This is a genomic window from Microcoleus sp. AR_TQ3_B6 (assembly GCF_036702785.1).
Taxonomy (GTDB): Bacteria; Cyanobacteriota; Cyanobacteriia; order Cyanobacteriales; family Microcoleaceae; genus Microcoleus.
In genome coordinates this window covers 47,418-65,704 of sequence record NZ_JAUBVJ010000011.1, presented here as the reverse complement: position 1 = coordinate 65,704, position 18,287 = coordinate 47,418, and the positions used below count along the sequence as shown (strand labels likewise).

At 46.7% G+C, this 18,287-nt stretch carries 18 protein-coding genes; 10 read left to right on the top strand and 8 right to left on the bottom strand.

What is annotated here, in order from left to right; all coding sequences use genetic code 11:
- Nucleotides 1–392: 392 nt before the first annotated feature.
- Both purN and QUB56_RS08175 read right to left on the bottom strand, forming a co-directional pair.
- Nucleotides 393–1,064 carry a phosphoribosylglycinamide formyltransferase gene (gene purN, locus QUB56_RS08180; protein ID WP_332954638.1) on the bottom strand — a complete coding sequence of 224 codons (672 nt, stop codon included), beginning with the start codon at nucleotides 1,062–1,064 and terminating at the stop codon, nucleotides 393–395.
- Nucleotides 1,065–1,333: 269 nt separating this feature from the next.
- The gene (locus tag QUB56_RS08175) at nucleotides 1,334–1,909 is read right to left on the bottom strand and encodes a GNAT family protein (protein ID WP_332954636.1); all 576 of its coding nucleotides are present in this window, start codon (nucleotides 1,907–1,909) and stop codon (nucleotides 1,334–1,336) included.
- A 59-nt stretch (nucleotides 1,910–1,968) separates the two neighbouring features.
- Here QUB56_RS08175 and QUB56_RS08170 point away from each other — a divergent pair, with 59 nt between their 5' ends.
- Nucleotides 1,969–2,859: a sugar ABC transporter permease gene (locus QUB56_RS08170; RefSeq protein ID WP_332954635.1), complete on the top strand. Its 891-nt coding sequence runs from the start codon at nucleotides 1,969–1,971 to the stop codon at nucleotides 2,857–2,859.
- A gap of 140 nt (nucleotides 2,860–2,999) precedes the next feature.
- Here QUB56_RS08170 and QUB56_RS08165 read toward each other — a convergent pair whose 3' ends face one another.
- A complete protein-coding gene (locus QUB56_RS08165) occupies nucleotides 3,000–3,593 on the bottom strand; it encodes a DJ-1/PfpI family protein (protein ID WP_332954632.1) in 594 nt (197 codons plus the stop codon).
- 78 nt (nucleotides 3,594–3,671) lie between these two features.
- On the opposite strand from QUB56_RS08165, the gene QUB56_RS08160 reads away from it, so the two are divergent.
- Complete coding sequence (locus tag QUB56_RS08160; protein ID WP_332954630.1) at nucleotides 3,672–4,037, top strand: hypothetical protein; 366 nt, start codon at nucleotides 3,672–3,674, stop codon at nucleotides 4,035–4,037.
- 225 nt (nucleotides 4,038–4,262) lie between these two features.
- Here the strand turns inward: QUB56_RS08160 and QUB56_RS08155 are convergent, their stop codons facing one another.
- Together QUB56_RS08155 and QUB56_RS08150 are read right to left on the bottom strand one after the other, a co-directional pair.
- Nucleotides 4,263–4,409, bottom strand: a complete 147-nt coding sequence (locus tag QUB56_RS08155; protein ID WP_332954628.1) for a photosystem I protein PsaX — start codon at nucleotides 4,407–4,409, stop codon at nucleotides 4,263–4,265.
- Nucleotides 4,410–4,535: 126 nt separating this feature from the next.
- Entirely contained in the window at nucleotides 4,536–5,510 is a 975-nt protein-coding gene (locus QUB56_RS08150; RefSeq protein ID WP_332954626.1) for a lipoyl synthase, read from the bottom strand.
- Nucleotides 5,511–5,705: 195 nt separating this feature from the next.
- On the opposite strand from QUB56_RS08150, the gene QUB56_RS08145 reads away from it, so the two are divergent.
- Both QUB56_RS08145 and QUB56_RS08140 read left to right on the top strand, forming a co-directional pair.
- Nucleotides 5,706–6,257, top strand: coding sequence for a response regulator (locus QUB56_RS08145; RefSeq protein WP_332954625.1), 552 nt, complete (start codon nucleotides 5,706–5,708; stop codon nucleotides 6,255–6,257).
- 302 nt (nucleotides 6,258–6,559) lie between these two features.
- The gene (locus QUB56_RS08140) at nucleotides 6,560–7,651 is read left to right on the top strand and encodes a PfkB family carbohydrate kinase (protein ID WP_332954623.1); all 1,092 of its coding nucleotides are present in this window, start codon (nucleotides 6,560–6,562) and stop codon (nucleotides 7,649–7,651) included.
- Between the two features lie 219 nt (nucleotides 7,652–7,870).
- On the opposite strand, the gene QUB56_RS08135 is transcribed toward QUB56_RS08140, so the two are convergent.
- The gene (locus tag QUB56_RS08135) at nucleotides 7,871–9,625 is read right to left on the bottom strand and encodes a CapA family protein (RefSeq protein ID WP_332954622.1); all 1,755 of its coding nucleotides are present in this window, start codon (nucleotides 9,623–9,625) and stop codon (nucleotides 7,871–7,873) included.
- Nucleotides 9,626–10,538: 913 nt separating this feature from the next.
- Between QUB56_RS08135 and QUB56_RS08130 the strand changes: the two genes are divergently transcribed.
- The 4 genes from QUB56_RS08130 to QUB56_RS08115 all read left to right on the top strand — a co-directional run bounded on the left by QUB56_RS08130 (nucleotide 10,539) and on the right by QUB56_RS08115 (nucleotide 15,007).
- A complete protein-coding gene (locus tag QUB56_RS08130; RefSeq protein ID WP_332954621.1) occupies nucleotides 10,539–11,738 on the top strand; it encodes a HEAT repeat domain-containing protein in 1,200 nt (399 codons plus the stop codon).
- A 142-nt stretch (nucleotides 11,739–11,880) separates the two neighbouring features.
- Nucleotides 11,881–12,957, top strand: coding sequence for a glycosyltransferase family 4 protein (locus tag QUB56_RS08125; protein ID WP_332954620.1), 1,077 nt, complete (start codon nucleotides 11,881–11,883; stop codon nucleotides 12,955–12,957).
- A 43-nt stretch (nucleotides 12,958–13,000) separates the two neighbouring features.
- On the top strand, nucleotides 13,001–13,762 hold the full coding sequence (gene map, locus QUB56_RS08120) for a type I methionyl aminopeptidase (protein WP_332954619.1): 762 nt from the start codon (nucleotides 13,001–13,003) through the stop codon (nucleotides 13,760–13,762).
- Nucleotides 13,763–14,074: 312 nt separating this feature from the next.
- Nucleotides 14,075–15,007, top strand: coding sequence for an LD-carboxypeptidase (locus QUB56_RS08115; protein ID WP_332954617.1), 933 nt, complete (start codon nucleotides 14,075–14,077; stop codon nucleotides 15,005–15,007).
- A gap of 8 nt (nucleotides 15,008–15,015) precedes the next feature.
- Here the strand turns inward: QUB56_RS08115 and QUB56_RS08110 are convergent, their stop codons facing one another.
- Nucleotides 15,016–15,561, bottom strand: coding sequence for a hypothetical protein (locus QUB56_RS08110; RefSeq protein ID WP_332954615.1), 546 nt, complete (start codon nucleotides 15,559–15,561; stop codon nucleotides 15,016–15,018).
- Between the two features lie 34 nt (nucleotides 15,562–15,595).
- A complete protein-coding gene (locus QUB56_RS08105; protein ID WP_332954614.1) occupies nucleotides 15,596–15,859 on the bottom strand; it encodes a hypothetical protein in 264 nt (87 codons plus the stop codon).
- A 119-nt stretch (nucleotides 15,860–15,978) separates the two neighbouring features.
- On the opposite strand from QUB56_RS08105, the gene QUB56_RS08100 reads away from it, so the two are divergent.
- On the top strand, nucleotides 15,979–16,752 hold the full coding sequence (locus tag QUB56_RS08100; protein ID WP_332954612.1) for a hypothetical protein: 774 nt from the start codon (nucleotides 15,979–15,981) through the stop codon (nucleotides 16,750–16,752).
- Between the two features lie 239 nt (nucleotides 16,753–16,991).
- Nucleotides 16,992–18,056, top strand: coding sequence for a uroporphyrinogen decarboxylase (gene hemE / locus QUB56_RS08095; RefSeq protein WP_332954610.1), 1,065 nt, complete (start codon nucleotides 16,992–16,994; stop codon nucleotides 18,054–18,056).
- Nucleotides 18,057–18,287 lie beyond the last annotated feature (231 nt).

Genomic DNA, 18,287 nt, shown 5'->3' with positions numbered 1-18,287 from the left:
AGTTATTCGCCACTATCCGTTTTTGGGCGGAGTCAGCGGCGGACCTGTTTTCGATTTTCGATTTTAGATTTTAGATTTTAGATTGACTTGCAGCATTGAATCTGGGAGCTTGAACAAGACTCTAAAATTTTGATCTCTTCACCACTTAAGTTATTCGCCACTATCCGTTTTTGGGCGGAGTCAGCGGCGGACCTGTTTTCGATTTTCGATTTTAGATTTTAGATTGACTTGCAGCATTGAATCTGGGAGCTTGAACAAGACTCTAAAATTTTGATCTCTTTACCACTTAAGTGATTCGCCACTATCCGTTTTTGGGCGGAGTCAGCGGCGGACCTGTTTCGGGTGAGTCGCTGACGGGCAAGTTGGGGGCAGATGCCGCACTCGTGAGGTTTTTAGTCACAATATTTTCGATTAGATTCGGCAATAAGGGCGATCGCACCGAGCATAATCTTGTGCTCTTGTACTTGAATTCGAGCGTGCAGCGTTTCTGCGGTATCATCAGGCAATACCGGCACCGCAGCCTGCATTAAAATCGGCCCGCTGTCTACTTCTAAACGGGCGATATGCACCGTACACCCGGTGATTTTAACCTGGGCAGCCAGTGCTTGCTCGACGGCGCGAATTCCAGGGAAACTCGGCAGTATGCTGGGGTGAATGTTAATGACTCGATCGGGAAAAGCATCAAGTAAAACTTTGGTAACAATTCGCATCCAACCCGCCATGACTACCCATTCTACATCATATTCTTGAAAAGTTTTGACAATTTTTGTATCTAATTCTTCGCGGCTTTTGCAGTCGCGGTGATTGAGAAGAATCGAGGGAATGCCGTATTTTTCGGCTCGGGCTGCGGCTTTGGCTTCGGGGTTGTTGTAAATTAATACTGGGATTTGAGCGTTAAGTTGTTGGTTTTGGATTGCTCGGGCAATCACCTCGAAGTTGCTGCCGCTTCCTGATGCTAAAATCCCTAATTTTAACGGAGGATGAGCCGGAGCGAGCGAACTTTTGCCAATCTCAGGAGAAATCAGGCAGGCATTGGAATTAACAGATACTGGATTAGCGGTCATTCGATTTTAGATTTTCGATTTTCGATTTTGGATTGACCCCACGGATAAATTCGGGGGCTTTAGGATTTTCGATTTTCGATTTTGGATTGATGCCACGGATAAATCACGTGGCGGGTACGACCTTTGAAATTCGCTTGTCATAAATATAAAAGCTATTCACTCGTATTATACAATAGAGGTAAAGGGTAAGGTATGCTTCGGCGCACTCTACATGGAGATATTGCGTAAGTCCTAAGTATATTTTTTTTCGCTGACTTACTGATTCACTCTTATTCTACAATATAATCAAAAAACTCTTCTCTGAGAATCGAATAAATTTTTAGATCCCAATATCTGCCTTTCACAAATAGATGCTGTCGCAATATCCCTTCCAATTGCATCCCCACTTTTTCCATCACCCGAGCCGAAGCAATATTGTTAACCTCACATCGAGCCATAATTCGATTCAGCAACATCTCCCGAAAGCCGAATTCAATAACTGCATTGACAGCCTCGCTCATGTATCCTTCGCCCCAATATCTTCGAGAAAGTGCGTAGCCAATTTCCGCGCGGCTGTGCGTCATGCTCCATTCCACAAATCCGCAAGTGCCGATAAATTTTTTCTCGGCTTTGTGGACGATTCCCCAATCTACAAGCTCTCGTCTTTTGTACATTTTTGTAAGCGACTGGAGAAAGTATTTAGTGTCTTCTATCGAGGTATGAGTTGACCACATTGTGTATTCTGATACTTCGGGGTTTGAGGCATACTCAAACATATCGCTGGCATCGCTTAAAGTAATTTTTCTGAGCAGGAGCCTTTCAGTTTCTATAGTGGGTAAATGAGCTAATATATCGAGAAGATTCATTTTGACATAGACCTATATTGTGATACCATTTAAAACTAAAAGCTAAAATTTACAAGCCAATGGTTCGGATAAAATTTGGGCGTTTTAACTGGTTAGATAATGATTCGATCGCAGCTTGGACTTTTCTGGCCCCAGCTTTGCTATTTCTGGGTACTTTTTTGATTTGGCCGATCGCCTATTTATTTTACCTCAGCTTTACCAGCGGCAGCTTTACCCAGTCGGGAGTGCGTTGGATTGGCTTGAACAACTACTGGCGTCTAGTCACAAACCCGGATTTCTGGCAAATTCTCCAAAACACGATCTATTTTACTACTGCTACAGTCATTCCCAGTTTAGTGATTCCTTTGGGCTTAGCAGTTTTGCTAAATCGGTCGTTTGCTTGGCGAGGAGCTCTGCGCACCGCTTATTTTATTCCTTCGATTACCTCTTTAGTTGCAGTTGGCTTGGGTTGGCGGTGGTTGTTTCAAACCGAAGGCCCGGTGAATAATGCGCTAATGGATCTCGGTTTAAATCCAATTCCTTGGCTGAGTAGCACAGTTTGGGCAATGCCAGTGATAATTCTGCTCAGTGTTTGGAAACAATTAGGCTTTAATATGGTAGTATTTTTAGCAGGATTGCAAGCAATTCCGGTAAATCGTTACGAAGCAGCTCAATTGGATGGAGCTAATGCTTGGCAGCAATTTTTGTACATCACTTTACCCGGTTTGCGACCGACTTTAGTATTTGCTACTGTCACTACTGCTATTTTTACCCTGCGCAGTTTTGAGCAAGTTTACGTCATCACCGGCGGCGGCCCTTTGAACTCTACTAATTTGCTAGTTTATTATATTTACGAGCAAGCTTTTTCGCAATTTGATTTTGGCTATGCAGCCGCAGCCGCAACTTTCTTGATGGCTTTAGCTTTGATATTAGTCTATTTACAACTAAAAGTTTGGGACTCAGATGGTTGATATCACGTCTGGTAGCATCCTTCGTCTCTGGTTAGTGTATGGGCGGGGCGGGTTTACGAGATTGTTTGTTTTAGGCAATTATGGTTGGTAAAACCCGCCCCTACGCGCCAATTATACAATTAACTATGCCCAGTGCCCAATTACCAATTCCCAATTTTATATTCCATATGCTCTGATGTTTGTTCAGCTTGTGCTGTTCCCAAAAGCCTGCCGACAACGTACAAAGACATATCAATTCCCGCAGCAATTCCCCCAGAGGTGATGATTTTGCCGTTATCTACAAATCGCTGATTTTTGATAATAGTTGTGTGGGGAGCTAATTCTCTCAATAACTCAAAGGCCCCATGGTGTGTAGTTGCTTTCAAATCTTCCAACAAGCCAGCTTTTGCCAAAAGCAGCGCACCCGTACAGACAGAAAGCACTAATTCTGCTGTTGGCGCCGCATCTTTTATCCAATTAATAACTGCTGAATTATCGATTAACTTTCTCGTACCTTGTCCTCCGGGTACAATTAAAATATCCGGTGGCGGACAATCGGAAATGGTGCAGTCGGGATTTACGCTCAAACCGTTGCGGGCTTTGACAGCACCGGGATGTACGGCTACGGTAGAGACTGCAAAAGGTCCCTCGCCCTTACTTAATTCTGATGTGACCGAAAACACTTCAAAAGGACCTGCAAAGTCCAGTACCTCGACATCATCGAACATTAAAATAGCTACGTTCCTAGTTGCCATAAGACATACTTCTGATAGACGCCAAAAATATCGGCGATTTGTTATCGTAGAACTGGTATAATTTAAATTATTAAAGCTATGCCGAAAAAAATTCGCCATCGCGCCCTAACAATCTGTCTTTTATGTCTGGCTTGCGCGTTAGCAATTGCTGCTGCGCCAATTTTTACGCCCGCTCAATCCACAACTCAATTAGAGTTTCGCATTACTCAATTAGAAAGTCAAATTTCTGAACTCAGAGGACAAATCTACAGTTTGCAGAATCAAGGGTCTAGAGTTAACCTGCCTCAGTCTCCGAACCGTTCGAGTTCTGGCCGCACAAATCCTAGAATGCTGTCGGGAGACCCGATGTTTGACAATTTAGCAACTTTGGCAATTGAAACTAAGCAAGATGTTATCAAAATTAAAGAGCGGTTGTCAAAGCTAGAATCGTCTAGAAATCGCTAGAGAAGTCATTAGTCATCAGTCATTAGTCATTGGTCATTAGTCGTTAGTCCTTAGTCAGAAGCAAGAGGTTTAAGGGAAGAGGGAAGAAGTCAGCAGTCATTAGTTAGAAGGATGAAGTCATATTCTCGCCAACTCAAAACTCAAAACTCTTTCCCTCTCCTTCTCTCCCACTCTCCGACGTTGAGGTCGAGAACAGCAGGGTCTGCTAAAAGTTAACTTGCAGAACTATTCAATGATATGGAAATAATAGGCTGCAACCAAAAAATTGATAGCTAACAGCAACAGAAACCAGCCGGCGCGAAAGGTGTAAGGGAATTTGCCCGTTTTCATCACGGAGTCGGATTTTAATTGGTTCTTCGCTATCTCTGCCATAGGTAAAGCTCCTAATTGATAATGTCACTCTATTTACAAATAGCAGAGAGCGTCGCACTTATGCACAATCCTCTAGAGTTATTTTTTGTAACAAGGAGTTTATACCGAGTTGAATTCAGGTTAATTTCAATCGCTCTCTCCCGCGTGGTAGGAACTGCGGACGAGAGGCCCCGATCGCACGCGCTCAAACCCCATCTCCCGGGCGATCGACCCGAAACGGTCAAATTCTCTCGGCGTCCAGTATTTACGCACTGGGAGGTGTTCTAGAGATGGTCTCATGTATTGACCGAGGGTGAGTCGATCGCACTTGGCATCCCGCAAATCGGTCATCGCTTCGAGGATCTCGGCTTCGGTTTCCCCGTGGCCCAACATCAAACCCGATTTTGTGGGAATAGTTGGGTCATATTGCTTGACAATACGGAGAACGTCGAGGGAGCGATCGTACTTTCCCCCTCTGCGCACCGGCCCTTGCAACCGGCGCACCGTCTCAATATTGTGGTTGTAACAAGCCGGTTTAGCCTCCACCACCGTGCGAATCCGATCTCGCTGCAACTCATCGAGGCCGGAATTCTCCCCCTCGGGGGCGGGCACGGGGGCACCGCCCCTACCGATTCCGCCCCAAAAATCCGGCGTCAGTACCTCAACTTCAGTATCCGGGTTAAGAAGGCGGATTTGGGCGATCGTCCTGGCAAACCAACCCGCACCCCCATCCGGCAAATCATCCCTCGCCACCGAAGTCAGCACCGCATAGCCCAAACCCAACAACTGCACAGCCTCTGCCACCTTTTGCGGTTCCTCCGGGTCTAGGGGCATCGGAGAATGACCTTTATCTACTTGACAAAAAGCACAAGCGCGGGTGCAAGTCGGCCCCATCAACAAAAAAGTCGCCGTTTTTTGGGCGTAGCACTCGCCCCGGTTGGGGCATCTGCCCTCCTCGCAAATAGTGTGAATTTGCCGCTGTTTGATAATTTTTTGCACTTGGGAAAGTTCGCTAGCTTTGCCAACAGGCCTGCGCAACCACTCCGGCATCGCATCGATTTCACCCCGCATTTGGGCAGCAACTGCTTTGACAGTAGGAGTTTTAGGAGTTTGGGGCGACATAAAATTAAGTGGCTATTGAGTTAATTCCTTCGATCCTATCCGAAATCAAAGTCCCTGAACTTGTAGGAGTATAACCCCAAATCAGAATGGCGCCTCCAGTTGGGCAAAACTAAAATCGCCCAGAATTCTGGGTAGAATTCTCTTAGGGATATACTGAAGGTTGCGAATCATCACTCATTACTGAAGGAGTCAGTCGTGGTTGGTCAAAAAATCTTAGTAATCGATGACAGTAAAGTCATCCGAGTCCGAGTCCGAGAGATGTTGCCTCAGGGTAACTTTGAAGTTCTAGAAGCAAAAGACGGCGAAGAGGGACTGAAACTGATCCGTCAAGCCCGTCCGAATCTAATTATGTTAGATTTCCTACTGCCCAAAGTCAGCGGTTGGGAAGTGTATCAAAAAGTGCAAGCCCATCCGGAGCTTTCTAAGATACCTTTGGTGATCATGTCGGGCCGCGAAGAAGAGGTGATGGAGAAAATTCCGAAACCCTTCGAGAAGCATTTTTTTGCATTCATCGCTAAACCCTTTGAGAAAAAGCAGCTAACCGAGGCGATCAAATCGGCGATGGTACTGGCGAAAAAGAAACCAGTCCCCGAAGCCCCAGCCGCCGCCCCTGCAGCCAGTTCCGGAGCGGGCGCCGCTGACATTCAGGCGATGACTCAGAAAATGGCGAAAATGCAAGCGGAAATTGATACACTCAAAAAACAAATGGCTCAGGTGATTACGATCATCAAGCAGAAATTGAAATAATTCTGCTGTTTGTTGAAGGCACTGATGTAGAAAGCACTTATGTAGAAGAAAACTTCCACACAGTGAAACTTTCTCGCTTAGTCTCAATGGGTTCCCTTGTATCCCAATTTTTTTGCCAAATTGTTTGAGCGAGTGCGCTCGCCAACAGCCTGCAACTGGTTTCTCAAAATCCCCGTGAGAAAATTAATTAAAAGTTAAAAATCAAACAAGGGAGGAAATTAATTATTAATTTATATTAGGATTTTTAATTCCCGCTCGTTCCACCCTCAATTATCAACTCCTCAGTCTCATTTTTTTGGTTAATGACTAACGACTATTCCGAATTTTTGCCTCAACTTTGTGCCTCAACTGAGCAATTATTGAAAAGATTAGACTGCTTCGATCGAGCGCAGGTATTAGCGATCGGAGATTTGACCTTGGACGAGTTTCTTACCGGACAAGTAGAGCGAATTTCCCGCGAAGCACCTGTGTTGATTTTGCGCTACGAAAATACTCGGCAACTACCCGGAGGTGGCGCAAATGCTGTCTACAATTTAGCCAAACTCGGAGGCAAAGTAAAAGTTGCTGGTTTGGTGGGAAAAGACGACCAGGGAAAGGCTTTGTGCAGTATTTTTGAGGCGGCGGGAATTGATACGGCGGGCATTTTAATCGATTCGCAGCGTCCAACTGTCACCAAAACTCGAATTTCCGGGCACGCGCGGCAGTCGGTGACTCAGCAAATTGTCCGAGTCGATCGCAAATCGGACGAGTTGCCGGATTTAGATTTGCAATTGCAATTGTCAGACTACATCCGGCAGCAAATACCGACAGTAGATGCTGTGGTTTGTTCCGACTACGGCGACGGAGTTTTGACCAATTTGGCGATCGAATCGGCAGTGGTTCCCGGCAAAACAATTGTAGACGCTCAAACAAATTTGCAGCGATATTCCGGAGCGATGCTGTTTACTCCAAACTTGCCAGAAGCCGAGCAAGCAGTCGGATATGCTATCAAAAACCCTCAAACTTTAATGCAAGCAGGACGCGACTTGTTGAACTTAACTCAAGCTCAAAAAATCCTGATTACTCGCGGTGAAGAAGGGATGAGTTTGTTTGAAAAGGTGAACGGCGAAGAAATCAAAAATTCACCGTCTCCAACATCTACTTGTGAAAACGGGGAATTTGCCATTCAAAGTTGGGACATTCCCCCTTTTAACAAGACTGATGTATTCGACGTAACCGGTGCTGGAGATACAGTCGTAGCAGCAATGACTTTAGCTTTGTGCGTCGGTGCCTCCGGTTGGGAAGCTGCTGTTTTGGGCAATTTGGCGGCTAGTATTGTCGTGCGTCAATTCGGTACGGCAACCACGACTGCAGACGAAATGAAAGAAGCTTTGAAAACGATGATTGCAGTATAGGGGCGGCTAAGCTGTACTGCATTTAAATTGCTTATTTCGGGCGTTGCTCACAGCAACGGACCACAAGAGTTTGATTACTGGTTACTTCCAGGCTCTGCCTGGTAACGCAAATCCGGAGGCTGGGCCTCCAATTTTGCTATCGCTTTTCGAGGCAGAGCCTCTGGATATCGGTTCCCAGGCAGAGCCTGGGAACCAGTTAAAATTCCCAATTCCCAATAACTACTTACTCTTTTTCAAAATTTGTCCCTTGTCATCAATTGTCAAACCGCTATTGGGAAAATCGCTCTTTGTCAAACGGCCAAGCAACCCCACACTCCTAAAATTGTTATCAACAGATGGAATCCCTCGCCCGTCAAGTTGGATGGGGATAATCTTACCAGAAACAAAATCTCCTTGCGGAGTCATTTTCACATCCAAAATCAGAGATTGACCGAGTGCTCCTGCTGTGGACAAAGTGCGATAACCCAAAAAATTGCCCAGCGAATAAGCAATCAATTTCCCTTTATAAAGTTCCATAGCTCTAATAACGTGCGGGCCATGTCCCAAAATCAAATCTGCTCCCGCATCAATCATCGTCCGCGAAAACAAAACCATATTTCCCCGGTTTTCTCCGTAAAATAATTCGTTTTTATTTCTCACATTCTGAGCTCCCGTTCCTTCAGCTCCAGCATGAACTGATATCACTACAATATCAGCGTTTTGCTTCGCTTTTTTGACAATTTCTGCTCCCGCTTTCAATTCCAGCAAGGAATTGTGAACTTCGCCGTAGTTGCTGAAACCGATAAAGGCAAAATTCACGCCCTTGACATTGTGATAAACAATTTGATCTCTTTTGCCAACAGCCTTCATGCCGTTGCTGTCGATGTTTTTAATCGTGTCCTTAAATCCCTGCTCGTTAAAATCGTAGGAGTGATTGTTGGCAATACTCAAAATATCAAAACCAACATCTTTGAAAATTTTGGCATAACTCGGAGGCGTCCGAAAGGCAAACAGCATTCGTCCGCCGCCTGCTTTGGAACTGTAAGGATAATCGGTCATCGTGCTTTCAAAATTGCCAAACAGAATATCAGCTCCTTTGAGGTACGGTTTTACCGACTCTAATAAAAGCTCTTTTTTTGCAGGCAGTTTGTTGTAGGGAAAATTCGTGCCCGGGATCATGTCGCCAACTGCTTTGATGCTGACAGTTGCGGGCACAATGGCAGGTTTTTTGGCAGCCGGAGAGGGCGATTGTGGGGCCCGAAGGGGTTTGGCTGCGGGTACAGGTGGGGGGGTCGAACTCACTTTTTGTACCGCAGGGTTTGACGTTAGAGGGTTATTAGTAACGGTGCTGGAGGATTTGTAAAGTTGAGAAGCCAGAACAAAGCCGAATACAGGCACGAGAATCAGACCCAGAGCACGGGTTGACAGCGGAGATTTTTTAGTTTTAGTACCGGCTAACTCGGGCTGCGGTGATGGCTTTTGCTGCCGTTGGTTTGTGGGTTTTGGAGTTGGGTTTTTAGGGGGTTTGGGCGGAGATTTTTCTGGTGTTTGAGGGGGCGCAGTTGTGACATTTTGAGTTTTTTCTAGCTTGGGCAAAGTCACAGGAATTGGAGAAGCGGGTAGACTCGCGGCTACTGCTGCACTCGCGGCTACTGCTGCATTCACGGCAACTAATGCACTCGCGGGCGCGGGAGTCTGGCGTTTTTTTAATTCTACCGTCTGAGTCCAAGCCGGCAATTGCTGCCCACTCCGCCGTCCGTAAACTGTCAGCGAGTAAACGTTATTTGGTTGCAGCCGCTGCAACCCTTTGACTGCGACTCGGAGACAGGCTTCTTCTGCAGGCAATTGTTCTGCTTCCAGCAGCAGGTGCAGGCTGTCATTTTCCCGGCTGGCTTTAGCCGTGACGCCGAAGCTTTCGAGTGCTTGGCCGATCAGAAATGCGATCGCCCGGGCATCGCCTTCTTTTGCTAAATTTAAAATATCTTGTTGGCTCACCAATGCCTCTACTCTCACACTAGAAATTTAGCTCGATCTTATATCAAATTTGGTGGCCTAGGATTAAATACCGATTGATTTAACTTAAGTAAGTGGGTACAAATAAACAAAACCTAGGGAGAGGGCGCCCGCCTGAAACCGTCTACTCGCTCTCACTATAGCTCCTAACTAAACCCGCCCCCAGTTCGACAAGATACTATGATTTTTCGGGCTTGCTTGCAGAATACAATATTTCCTAGCGGTTATCTTAGTCTCTCGCCCAAACACTTCTATCCGCCATAATTCCCCCCTTGAAATTAACATTGGTCAAATCAGCGCTCTCTTTCTTACAGCATTTTCGATAAAAAAACCCGGTTTCTTCGATCGAGAGTGCGTCTTAGAATGTAGTGAGAATATTCTGTTTATCAGCCAAGAATACACTCAAAAACTCGGTTTCTCGTTTCCACTGCAAATCTCCCTTGTCCGACTTTCGCCCAGATTAAGACAACAACGATCGACCAGCAGGCTCGGAAGCTTGTTAAACTCTTGGTCATACCAGGCTATCCGTGAGAAATCGACGGCGAGCAACAATCGCCCGCCTCCCGCCCCGGAGGCTTTGCGGCGCGGCGCCTGCACTGCACGTAGCTAAGGCTTCGCTTGCGCTCGGCGAGCTGCAATCAAGTTTCTCGATGCCACTGCTTTACCCGGGGCCGCCGATGTAGCTCGTCTCAAACTAATTAGTTAAAGGACTTCCACGTCAATGACGCGATTGTGTTAATCATATCTGGCTCGCTGGCCTCTCAAACCCGGGTTTTTCCCGAGTCAGGTGCTATTTGTTAGTTAGTTGAGCTCATAGCAGCTAGGATCGAGCTAACTCAAGGTTACACTAAAGCTCGTCATGCGGCGTTGCCTCTCAAAACCCCCATTGAGTCTTATGGCGCACTACCGCTCCTTTGTATGTTTCTTCATCTGCATTGCCTGTCTGGGCGCTGCCTTCAGTCCAAGTGCCGACGGAAAGCAACAGGTACTCAATGCCTCCTACCGGGCTGTTTTCCAAGAAATTGCTCAGGCGGACTCTCGCCCGGACTCTCGCCAGGACTCCAAGCCTTCTAAACCGTCTCCAGCGCCCGATAAAAACAAAACTAAGCCGTCCCAAACGTCAAAATCCAATTCCAAACTCCCGAAAGCAATATCTAATTCGCTCGTCATTTTGTCTCACCAGCGGGGGTTGTTAATGTTGGGTTTGGCAGCAGTTGTCGTCACGGCAGCGGCAGTATTTATCATGCTCAAATTAGTTAGCAATGACGAGTCAAATCATTCAAAGCGAAGGCGGGGAAGAGTCGAGCGCCACAGCCAAAGAAACTCTCAATTTACTAATCCCGATGCTCCTACAAACTCGCACAAAATAGGAACTCGACAGGTTCCTTTTGGGCTAGAAAAACCGCTGTCAACCTTGCCTTACCCTTTGGATTTGCCAAAAGACTACAGTCTCGACAGGAGCGATCGGCCTTTACCGTTTATCCTGAAATTGGGGGAACCAGAATCCCAGGATGCAGCAATCGAGGGCGATGAAATTAATTCCGACACCTCGCCCTTGGAAACTAACAGCAACGGTTACAGCGACACAGGTTTCAACATTCCCGAAACAACTAATCGAGCCGATTCCCTAGCGAGTCGCAAGAAAGATATTTCCGTTCCCGAAGCGGATGGCAGGCCTAAAGTTGATATTATTGAAGCACTGATTGAAGATTTGCAGCACCTAAATCCGGCTTCGAGGCGCAAAGCAATTTGGGAACTCGGCCAGCGGGGAGATTCTAGAGCAGTTGAGCCGTTGCTCGATTTGCTAGTAAATTCCGACTCGAAGCAGTACAGTTTAATTTTGGCAAGTCTGTCGGAAATTGGCATTCGCACTCTCAAACCCATGAATAATGCCTGGTCAATTTCGCTGCAAAATGAAAATCCAGAAGTGCGTAAAAATGCGATTCGCGATTTGACGCGGATTTACGAATTGGTGAATCAAATCAGTTACTTGTTGCACCGTGCGACGGAGGATCCCGATCCAGAAGTTCAGGAGACTGCTCGCTGGGCAATCAATCAGTTGAACCGCATCCGTCCGCGTTCTGGGATGGATTGATAAGTCTAGCAATTTTCAAGTGATTTGAGATTTTAAATTTTAGAGTTGAGAATTTATAACTTAGATTATGTTAAAATTAGTGACGGCTGACTAATGACGGCTGACTAATAACTAATGACTAATAACTAATGACGGCTGACTAATGACTAATGACTATTTGAAAATATTGTTCCTCTCAACTTCGGTCGGTCAACTCGGTTCGGGGTTGGGCGGCGGAGTTGAACTTACAGTCCTTAACATCGCTAAAGAATTGCACGGCCGAGGTCATAAAATAGCAGTGGTAGCGCCGATAGGTTCAGTCTTAGAATCAATTCCAGTAATCGAAATAAGGGGCGACTTGCAAGTAACCGCCCAAACACAAGATTACAATTCTCCTATTGTGATGCCCGCTGATGCTGTGCTGGCGAATATGTGGGAATACGCTCGCAAAGTTCAGGATGAATGGGATGTCATTGTTAACTTTGCCTACGATTGGCTGCCGTTTTATTTGACGCCATTTTTTAGAACTCCGATCGCCCATTTTATCAGCATGGGTTCCCTTTCGCGATCGCTCGATCGCATCGCCGGACAAACCGCCGCCCAATTTCCCGGTACGATCGGAGTTTACACCGTTTCCCAAGCCGAAACCTTTGCCTTTGCCGAGGAGTGTCAGTTGTTGGGAAGCGGCATAGATTTATCGCTGTACGAATTTTGCAGCCAACCGGAACCCAAATTAGCTTGGCTTGGTCGCATCGCCCCGGAAAAAGGCTTAGAAGATGCAGTGGCGGCAGCGAAAATTACAGGCATTTCCCTAAAAATTATGGGAAAAATGCAAGATGAGGATTATTGGCAAAAAATTTGTGCAGATTGGCCAGATGCTCCGGTAGAATATTTAGGGTTTCTGACAACAACCAAAATGCAAGAGCAAGTCCGTCAGTGCCGAGCATTGTTGATGACGCCGCGCTGGGTGGAAGCTTTCGGAAATGTCGCGATCGAGGCTTTAGCGTGCGGTGTGCCTGTGATTGCTTATAAGCGCGGGGGGCCTGCGGAAATTGTTCGAGACGGACTGACGGGCTTTTTAGTGGAGCCTGACAGTGTAAATGGCTTGGTAGGTGCGATCGCCCGCTTAGACCAAATTGACCGCAGCGCTTGCCGCCGACAAGCAGAGGTAGAATACTCTTTGGGAGCTTTGGGCGATCGTTTTGAACACTGGTTCAAATCTATTCTAAAATTGAGTTAAATAAACTCTTAATCGACCACCAAAAAAGAAAACAAAAAAAACTATGGCAACCGAACGTTTAGTGCTTTTATCGAGCAGAGAAATAGACAAAATGCGCCAAGCAGGTCGCTTAGCTGCCGAACTTCTGCTGCATCTCGAACCGATGGTAAAACCCGGTGTCAGCACTCTCGAAATTAACGACGAAGCCGAACGCTGGACTTTGGCACACGGAGCAAAAAGCGCTCCGCTAGGCTATAAAGGCTTTCCCAAATCTCTCTGTGCTAGCGTCAATGAAGTAGTCTGTCACGGCATCCCGAATGCTAAACAAATTCTGAGAGAAGGTGACATTATTAATATTGATGTAACGCCTTTAGTTGACGGCTATCACGGCGATACTTCCAAGACTTTTTTTGTGGGAAAACCTTCACCGGTAGCGAAAAAGTTAGTTGAAGTAACCGAGGAATGTTTAAGAAGAGGAATTGCGGAAGTCAAACCGGGTGCTCGTACCGGCGACATCGGTGCAGCGATTCAAGAATATGCTGAAGCACAGGGTTTTTCGGTAGTGCGAAATTTTGCGGGACACGGCGTTCACCGCGTTTTTCACACCGAACCGGAAATTTTGCACTACGGTAAGCGGGGCACGGGAAAGAAGCTCAGACAAGGCATGGTTTTTACGATCGAGCCGATGATTAATGAGGGTACTTGGGAAGTGGAAATTCTCGCCGATGGTTGGACGGCTATCACCCAGGATGGAAAGCTTTCGGCTCAATTTGAACACACTCTGGCTGTTACTGATTCTGGGGTGGAAATTCTAACTTTGCCTTAGCAATCATTAACCAACAATCTCAAAAAGTCCCCCCTCGATCAATAATTTCCCAAATCCCGTAGGGGCGGGTTTCACCGACAATATTTAACGATTATCCACAATCTAGATAAACCCGCCCCGCCACAATCGATAACCTCCATCAACCTGAAATTTGCATCGAATCCGAAAATGTAGGTTTGTATTTATGGATGGGTGGGGGCGGGTTTTCGAGATGGTCTGTTTCCGTCAAAAATTGTCTGTAAAACCCGCTCCTACATAATTACGATAGATTCACAAAACACGATATAACTAATAACTAATAACTAATAACTAATGACTGACATAAAATTTCTGCAACCCGGAGATTTGCTCAGGGTAATTGCTCCCAGCGGCACTCTGCGAGAATTAAGTACCTTTGAACGCGGTGTAGAAATTTGGAAATCCCGCGGCTATCGAGTTGAATTAAGCTCGGGTTTTGACGATCGCTGGGGCTATTTGGCCGGTTCCGATGAAAACCGCGTCCGACAGCTCGCAGATGCCCTAAATGACCCGGATTGTCGCGGTATTCTCTGTGTTCGAGGCGGTTTCGGCAGCACTCGACTTTTGGAAAAAGGAAATGTGGGTAAGGCGGAAAACTCCCAATTTCTACCTCCGGATTCCCATTCGCCGAAATGGTTAATCGGCTTTTCCGACATTACTGCTTTGCTGTGGAATCACGAAAAATTGGGCATTTGGGGCGTTCACGGGCCGATGCTGACAACTTTGGCGGATGAACCGGATTGGTCTGTCGATCGACTTTTTGACTGCATAGAAGGTCGTCCCTTACAATCTTTGCAAGGTAAAGGATGGGGCAGCGGACAAGCCACGGGGCCGCTGTTTCCTGCAAATCTGACGGTTGCTTCTCATTTGCTCGGTACCCCGTATCAACCGGATTTGACCGGGGTTATTCTCGCATTTGAGGATGTTTCTGAGGCTCCTTACAGGGTCGATCGAATGCTGACTTTTTGGCGGATGGCGGGGGCTTTCGCTGGGGTGCGGGGCATTGCTTTGGGGCGTTTCAGCCGCTGCGAGATTGACCCGAGTATTCCCAGTTTTAGCATTGAAGAGGTTTTGCGCGATCGGCTCTTGGATTTGAATATTCCGATTGTCTCGGATTTGCCCTTCGGACACGAGGGAGTTAACGCTGCTTTACCCATGGGAATTATAGCTAGTCTTGACGCTGATTCGGGATTGCTCAGTTGCGGGGAAAAACTACTTTTTAAATAGCATGAAAATCATTCTGCAGAGTTCTGTAAAAGAATTGTGGATTTCAGAATATTTAAGGTGCGTTCTGCATGGTAGCGAAAAAGATACACAAATAAAGCATAGGATAATAATAAAGTTATCAGGAAAAATGGGAGGATTTCTCGGGGGGGTTTTTCCGTGACAAAAAATGCAAGCCAACCCAATCCCAAAGAGAGTAAAAAGACAAGAGATAAAGTGGGAAGACGCATCTTCAATGGCAACACCGAACCGCCTGAAATGTCTTGAATTTGTCCTGTAGCCACCAAAAGCCCTCTCCAATCTCCGCCCGCAATTGTCGCGCGCAGGCAATAACCATCAAGCTCGATTTGGTAGTAATAAAGAATTCGCCTCCCCCAAATTATAGGTTTGTGAACAATTAAACCTGTAGGAACTTTGACAGCAAGCCGTTGGCGGACTACTTCTTTGGAAAATGGTAGATGAAGGGTTGCTTCCCGGTAGGGCAAGAGCGAGTACAATAGTTTGAATAACGGATTTAAATTAAATGGCATTGCCAAAAACACGATCGTGAATTGCATCAATTGCCACTACCTAATTCTAAGCAGGGATGTTTCATTCTATCAAAGTTTTCAAACTCCAACCAGTATAAGTAAATCTACGGAGGTTTTGGGCGATCGACATTCTGCGATCGCGAATCGCGATTCGCGGGGGGTTGGCCCCTACTTTGACGCTATATGCAGAGGGGTGGCGTAAATCCTGCCCGATCGGAGTTGACAGCGATAAAATAGTCCGGTCGCATGAGGCTAAGACTAGATAGCCAAAAATATAGCCTTTCTCAGTAACATGAGGTACTATCTGGCATAGGACATAGAGCATAGGGCAGAGGGCATAACTCACCACGCTTGAGAACCGCTATACATTTAAAATGGACTATATGTGGAAATGTCGCTGCCAACACAGCAAAAAGATTTTAAAACTTTGCCAAAGAGGTTGATATGAGAACACACAACTTGTTAAACAGTATTGCTGCCGCAGTCCTAGTTACAGGATTGGCACTTACGGGGATTTCCTCAAGTGCAGTTGGCGAACAGATACGGAATAACGATCGCATAGATGGAGTAATTCGCCGCACTTCCCCGATTTACAGTTTCCGGAATCTGTGGGTTCCGGGCTCTCCGACGGAAGAATTGCGCGGTCAAGAATACACATTCAGCGCTCGGGAAGGCGATAACATTGAAGTGTTTTTAGACATAGATACAAGTGGCGGTTTTGCTCCTGTAATGGTGCTGTTTTACGGGAACAACAAACAAGTCGCTTTTACCCAAGAGCGTTCTTTTAATTATCAAATTCCTCGTAGTGGCGATTACAGGCTTTTAGTATTAGCAAAAGATGCTGCCAGAGGCGGTAGCTACACGCTGGAAGTTGCGGGAATTGATGGGGGCGACAGACGATCTCGCAATTCGCGGGACGATGGTTACACCAGGCGAGATGACAATCGATATGACAGAGCACAGCTTCTGGAAGATGATTTTGGCTTGCGGTCTGTTGATTGTCGCGAGAGACGTTCGATGGTGAGAGTAAGGTTTGAAGATGGTAATCAAGACTCGACTTACTGCGCTGTCCCGAATAGAAACTTCCCGGCAGGAGATTATTACTACAATTCGCGAACCAGAAATTTAGATTCGGCGAGGGTGAATGATAATAGGAGGTTCGATGAGGACCGCGATCGATGTCGCGTATCCGTAGGCGGAGTGTGCATAACGAGGTAAGTAGGTCAAACTGTAGCGCGGGCCAAGAAACCCGGTTTCTTTGTAGAAACCGGGTTTCTTGGGGCATACACAGGATTTATACCAGTCCTTTATATAAAGTCGAGCTCTGGGCATCGCCTCACTTTCTTTGGGAATGACAAAATACACATTTGTACACACAACGATTTTGTCAAAAAGGACGATCGCACAGTGGTAAGCTACCAAAGGCATTGAAATATCTAAGGTAGAGAAAAGTTAAAATGTCGGCATTAAATGAAGTTCCCTTGTTGTTGCGGGCAGCCCGTGGCGAAACTCTAGACCGCCCGCCCGTGTGGATGATGCGTCAAGCCGGCCGCTACATGAAGGCTTATCGAGATTTGCGAGAAAAGTATCCCTCGTTTCGCGAACGTTCCGAAATTCCCGAAGTGGCGATCGAAGTTTCACTTCAGCCGTGGCGCGCGTTTCAACCCGACGGCGTAATTCTGTTTTCCGATATTGTCACCCCCATGCCCGGTTTGGGCATCGACATGGACATCGCCGAAGGTAAAGGTCCGATTATCCACTCACCCATTCGCACTCAGCAGCAAATCGACAACCTGCAACCGCTGAACCCGGAAGAAAGCTTGCCGTTTATCAAAACTATCCTGAAATCCCTCCGCCAGGAAGTCGGCAACAAATCCACCGTGCTCGGCTTTGTCGGCGCGCCGTGGACCCTGGCGGCCTATGCGGTTGAGGGCAAAGGTTCTAAGGATTATGCAATTATCAAAAACATGGCATTTTCCGATCCAACTTTACTGCATCAGTTGCTCTCAAAATTTGCAGATGCGATCGCAGTTTACGTGCGCTATCAAATCGACTGCGGCGCGCAAGTAGTGCAAATGTTCGACTCTTGGGCGGGCCAACTGTCCCCGCAAGACTACGATACCTTCGCTTTACCTTACCAGAAACAAGTATTCGAGCAAGTCAAAAAAACCCATCCCGACACCCCGCTAATTCTGTTAGTCACCGGTAGCGCCGGCCTCCTCGAACGCATGACAACATCCGGCGCTGATATCATCAGCGTCGATTGGACAGTGGATATGGCCGACGCGCGCCGACGTTTGGGCCCCAATATGAACGTTCAAGGAAATCTCGATCCGGGCGTGTTGTTTGGTTCTCAAGCGTTTATTCGCGATCGAATTCTTGATACAATTCGCAAAGCCGGTCATCGCGGACACATCCTCAATTTGGGACACGGCGTCTTACCGGGAACCCCCGAAGATAACGTGCGTTTCTTCTTTGAAACGGCAAAACAAGCCGACAAATTGCTTGCAGTTGCTGCTTGAAATTGATTGCGAACTGGTTTTAACTTCCAGGCTCTGCCTGGTGAACCCATATCTAGAGGCTCTGCCTCGCGTAAAATGGAGGCATAGCCTCCGGATCTGCCTTACCAGGTCAGAGCCTGGTAACGAGTAATTTGGTTTCGATTATATAACTGGTTCCCAGGCTCTGCCTGGTGAACCCATATCTAGAGGCTCTGCCTCGCGTAAAATAGAGGCAGAGCCTCCGGATCTGCC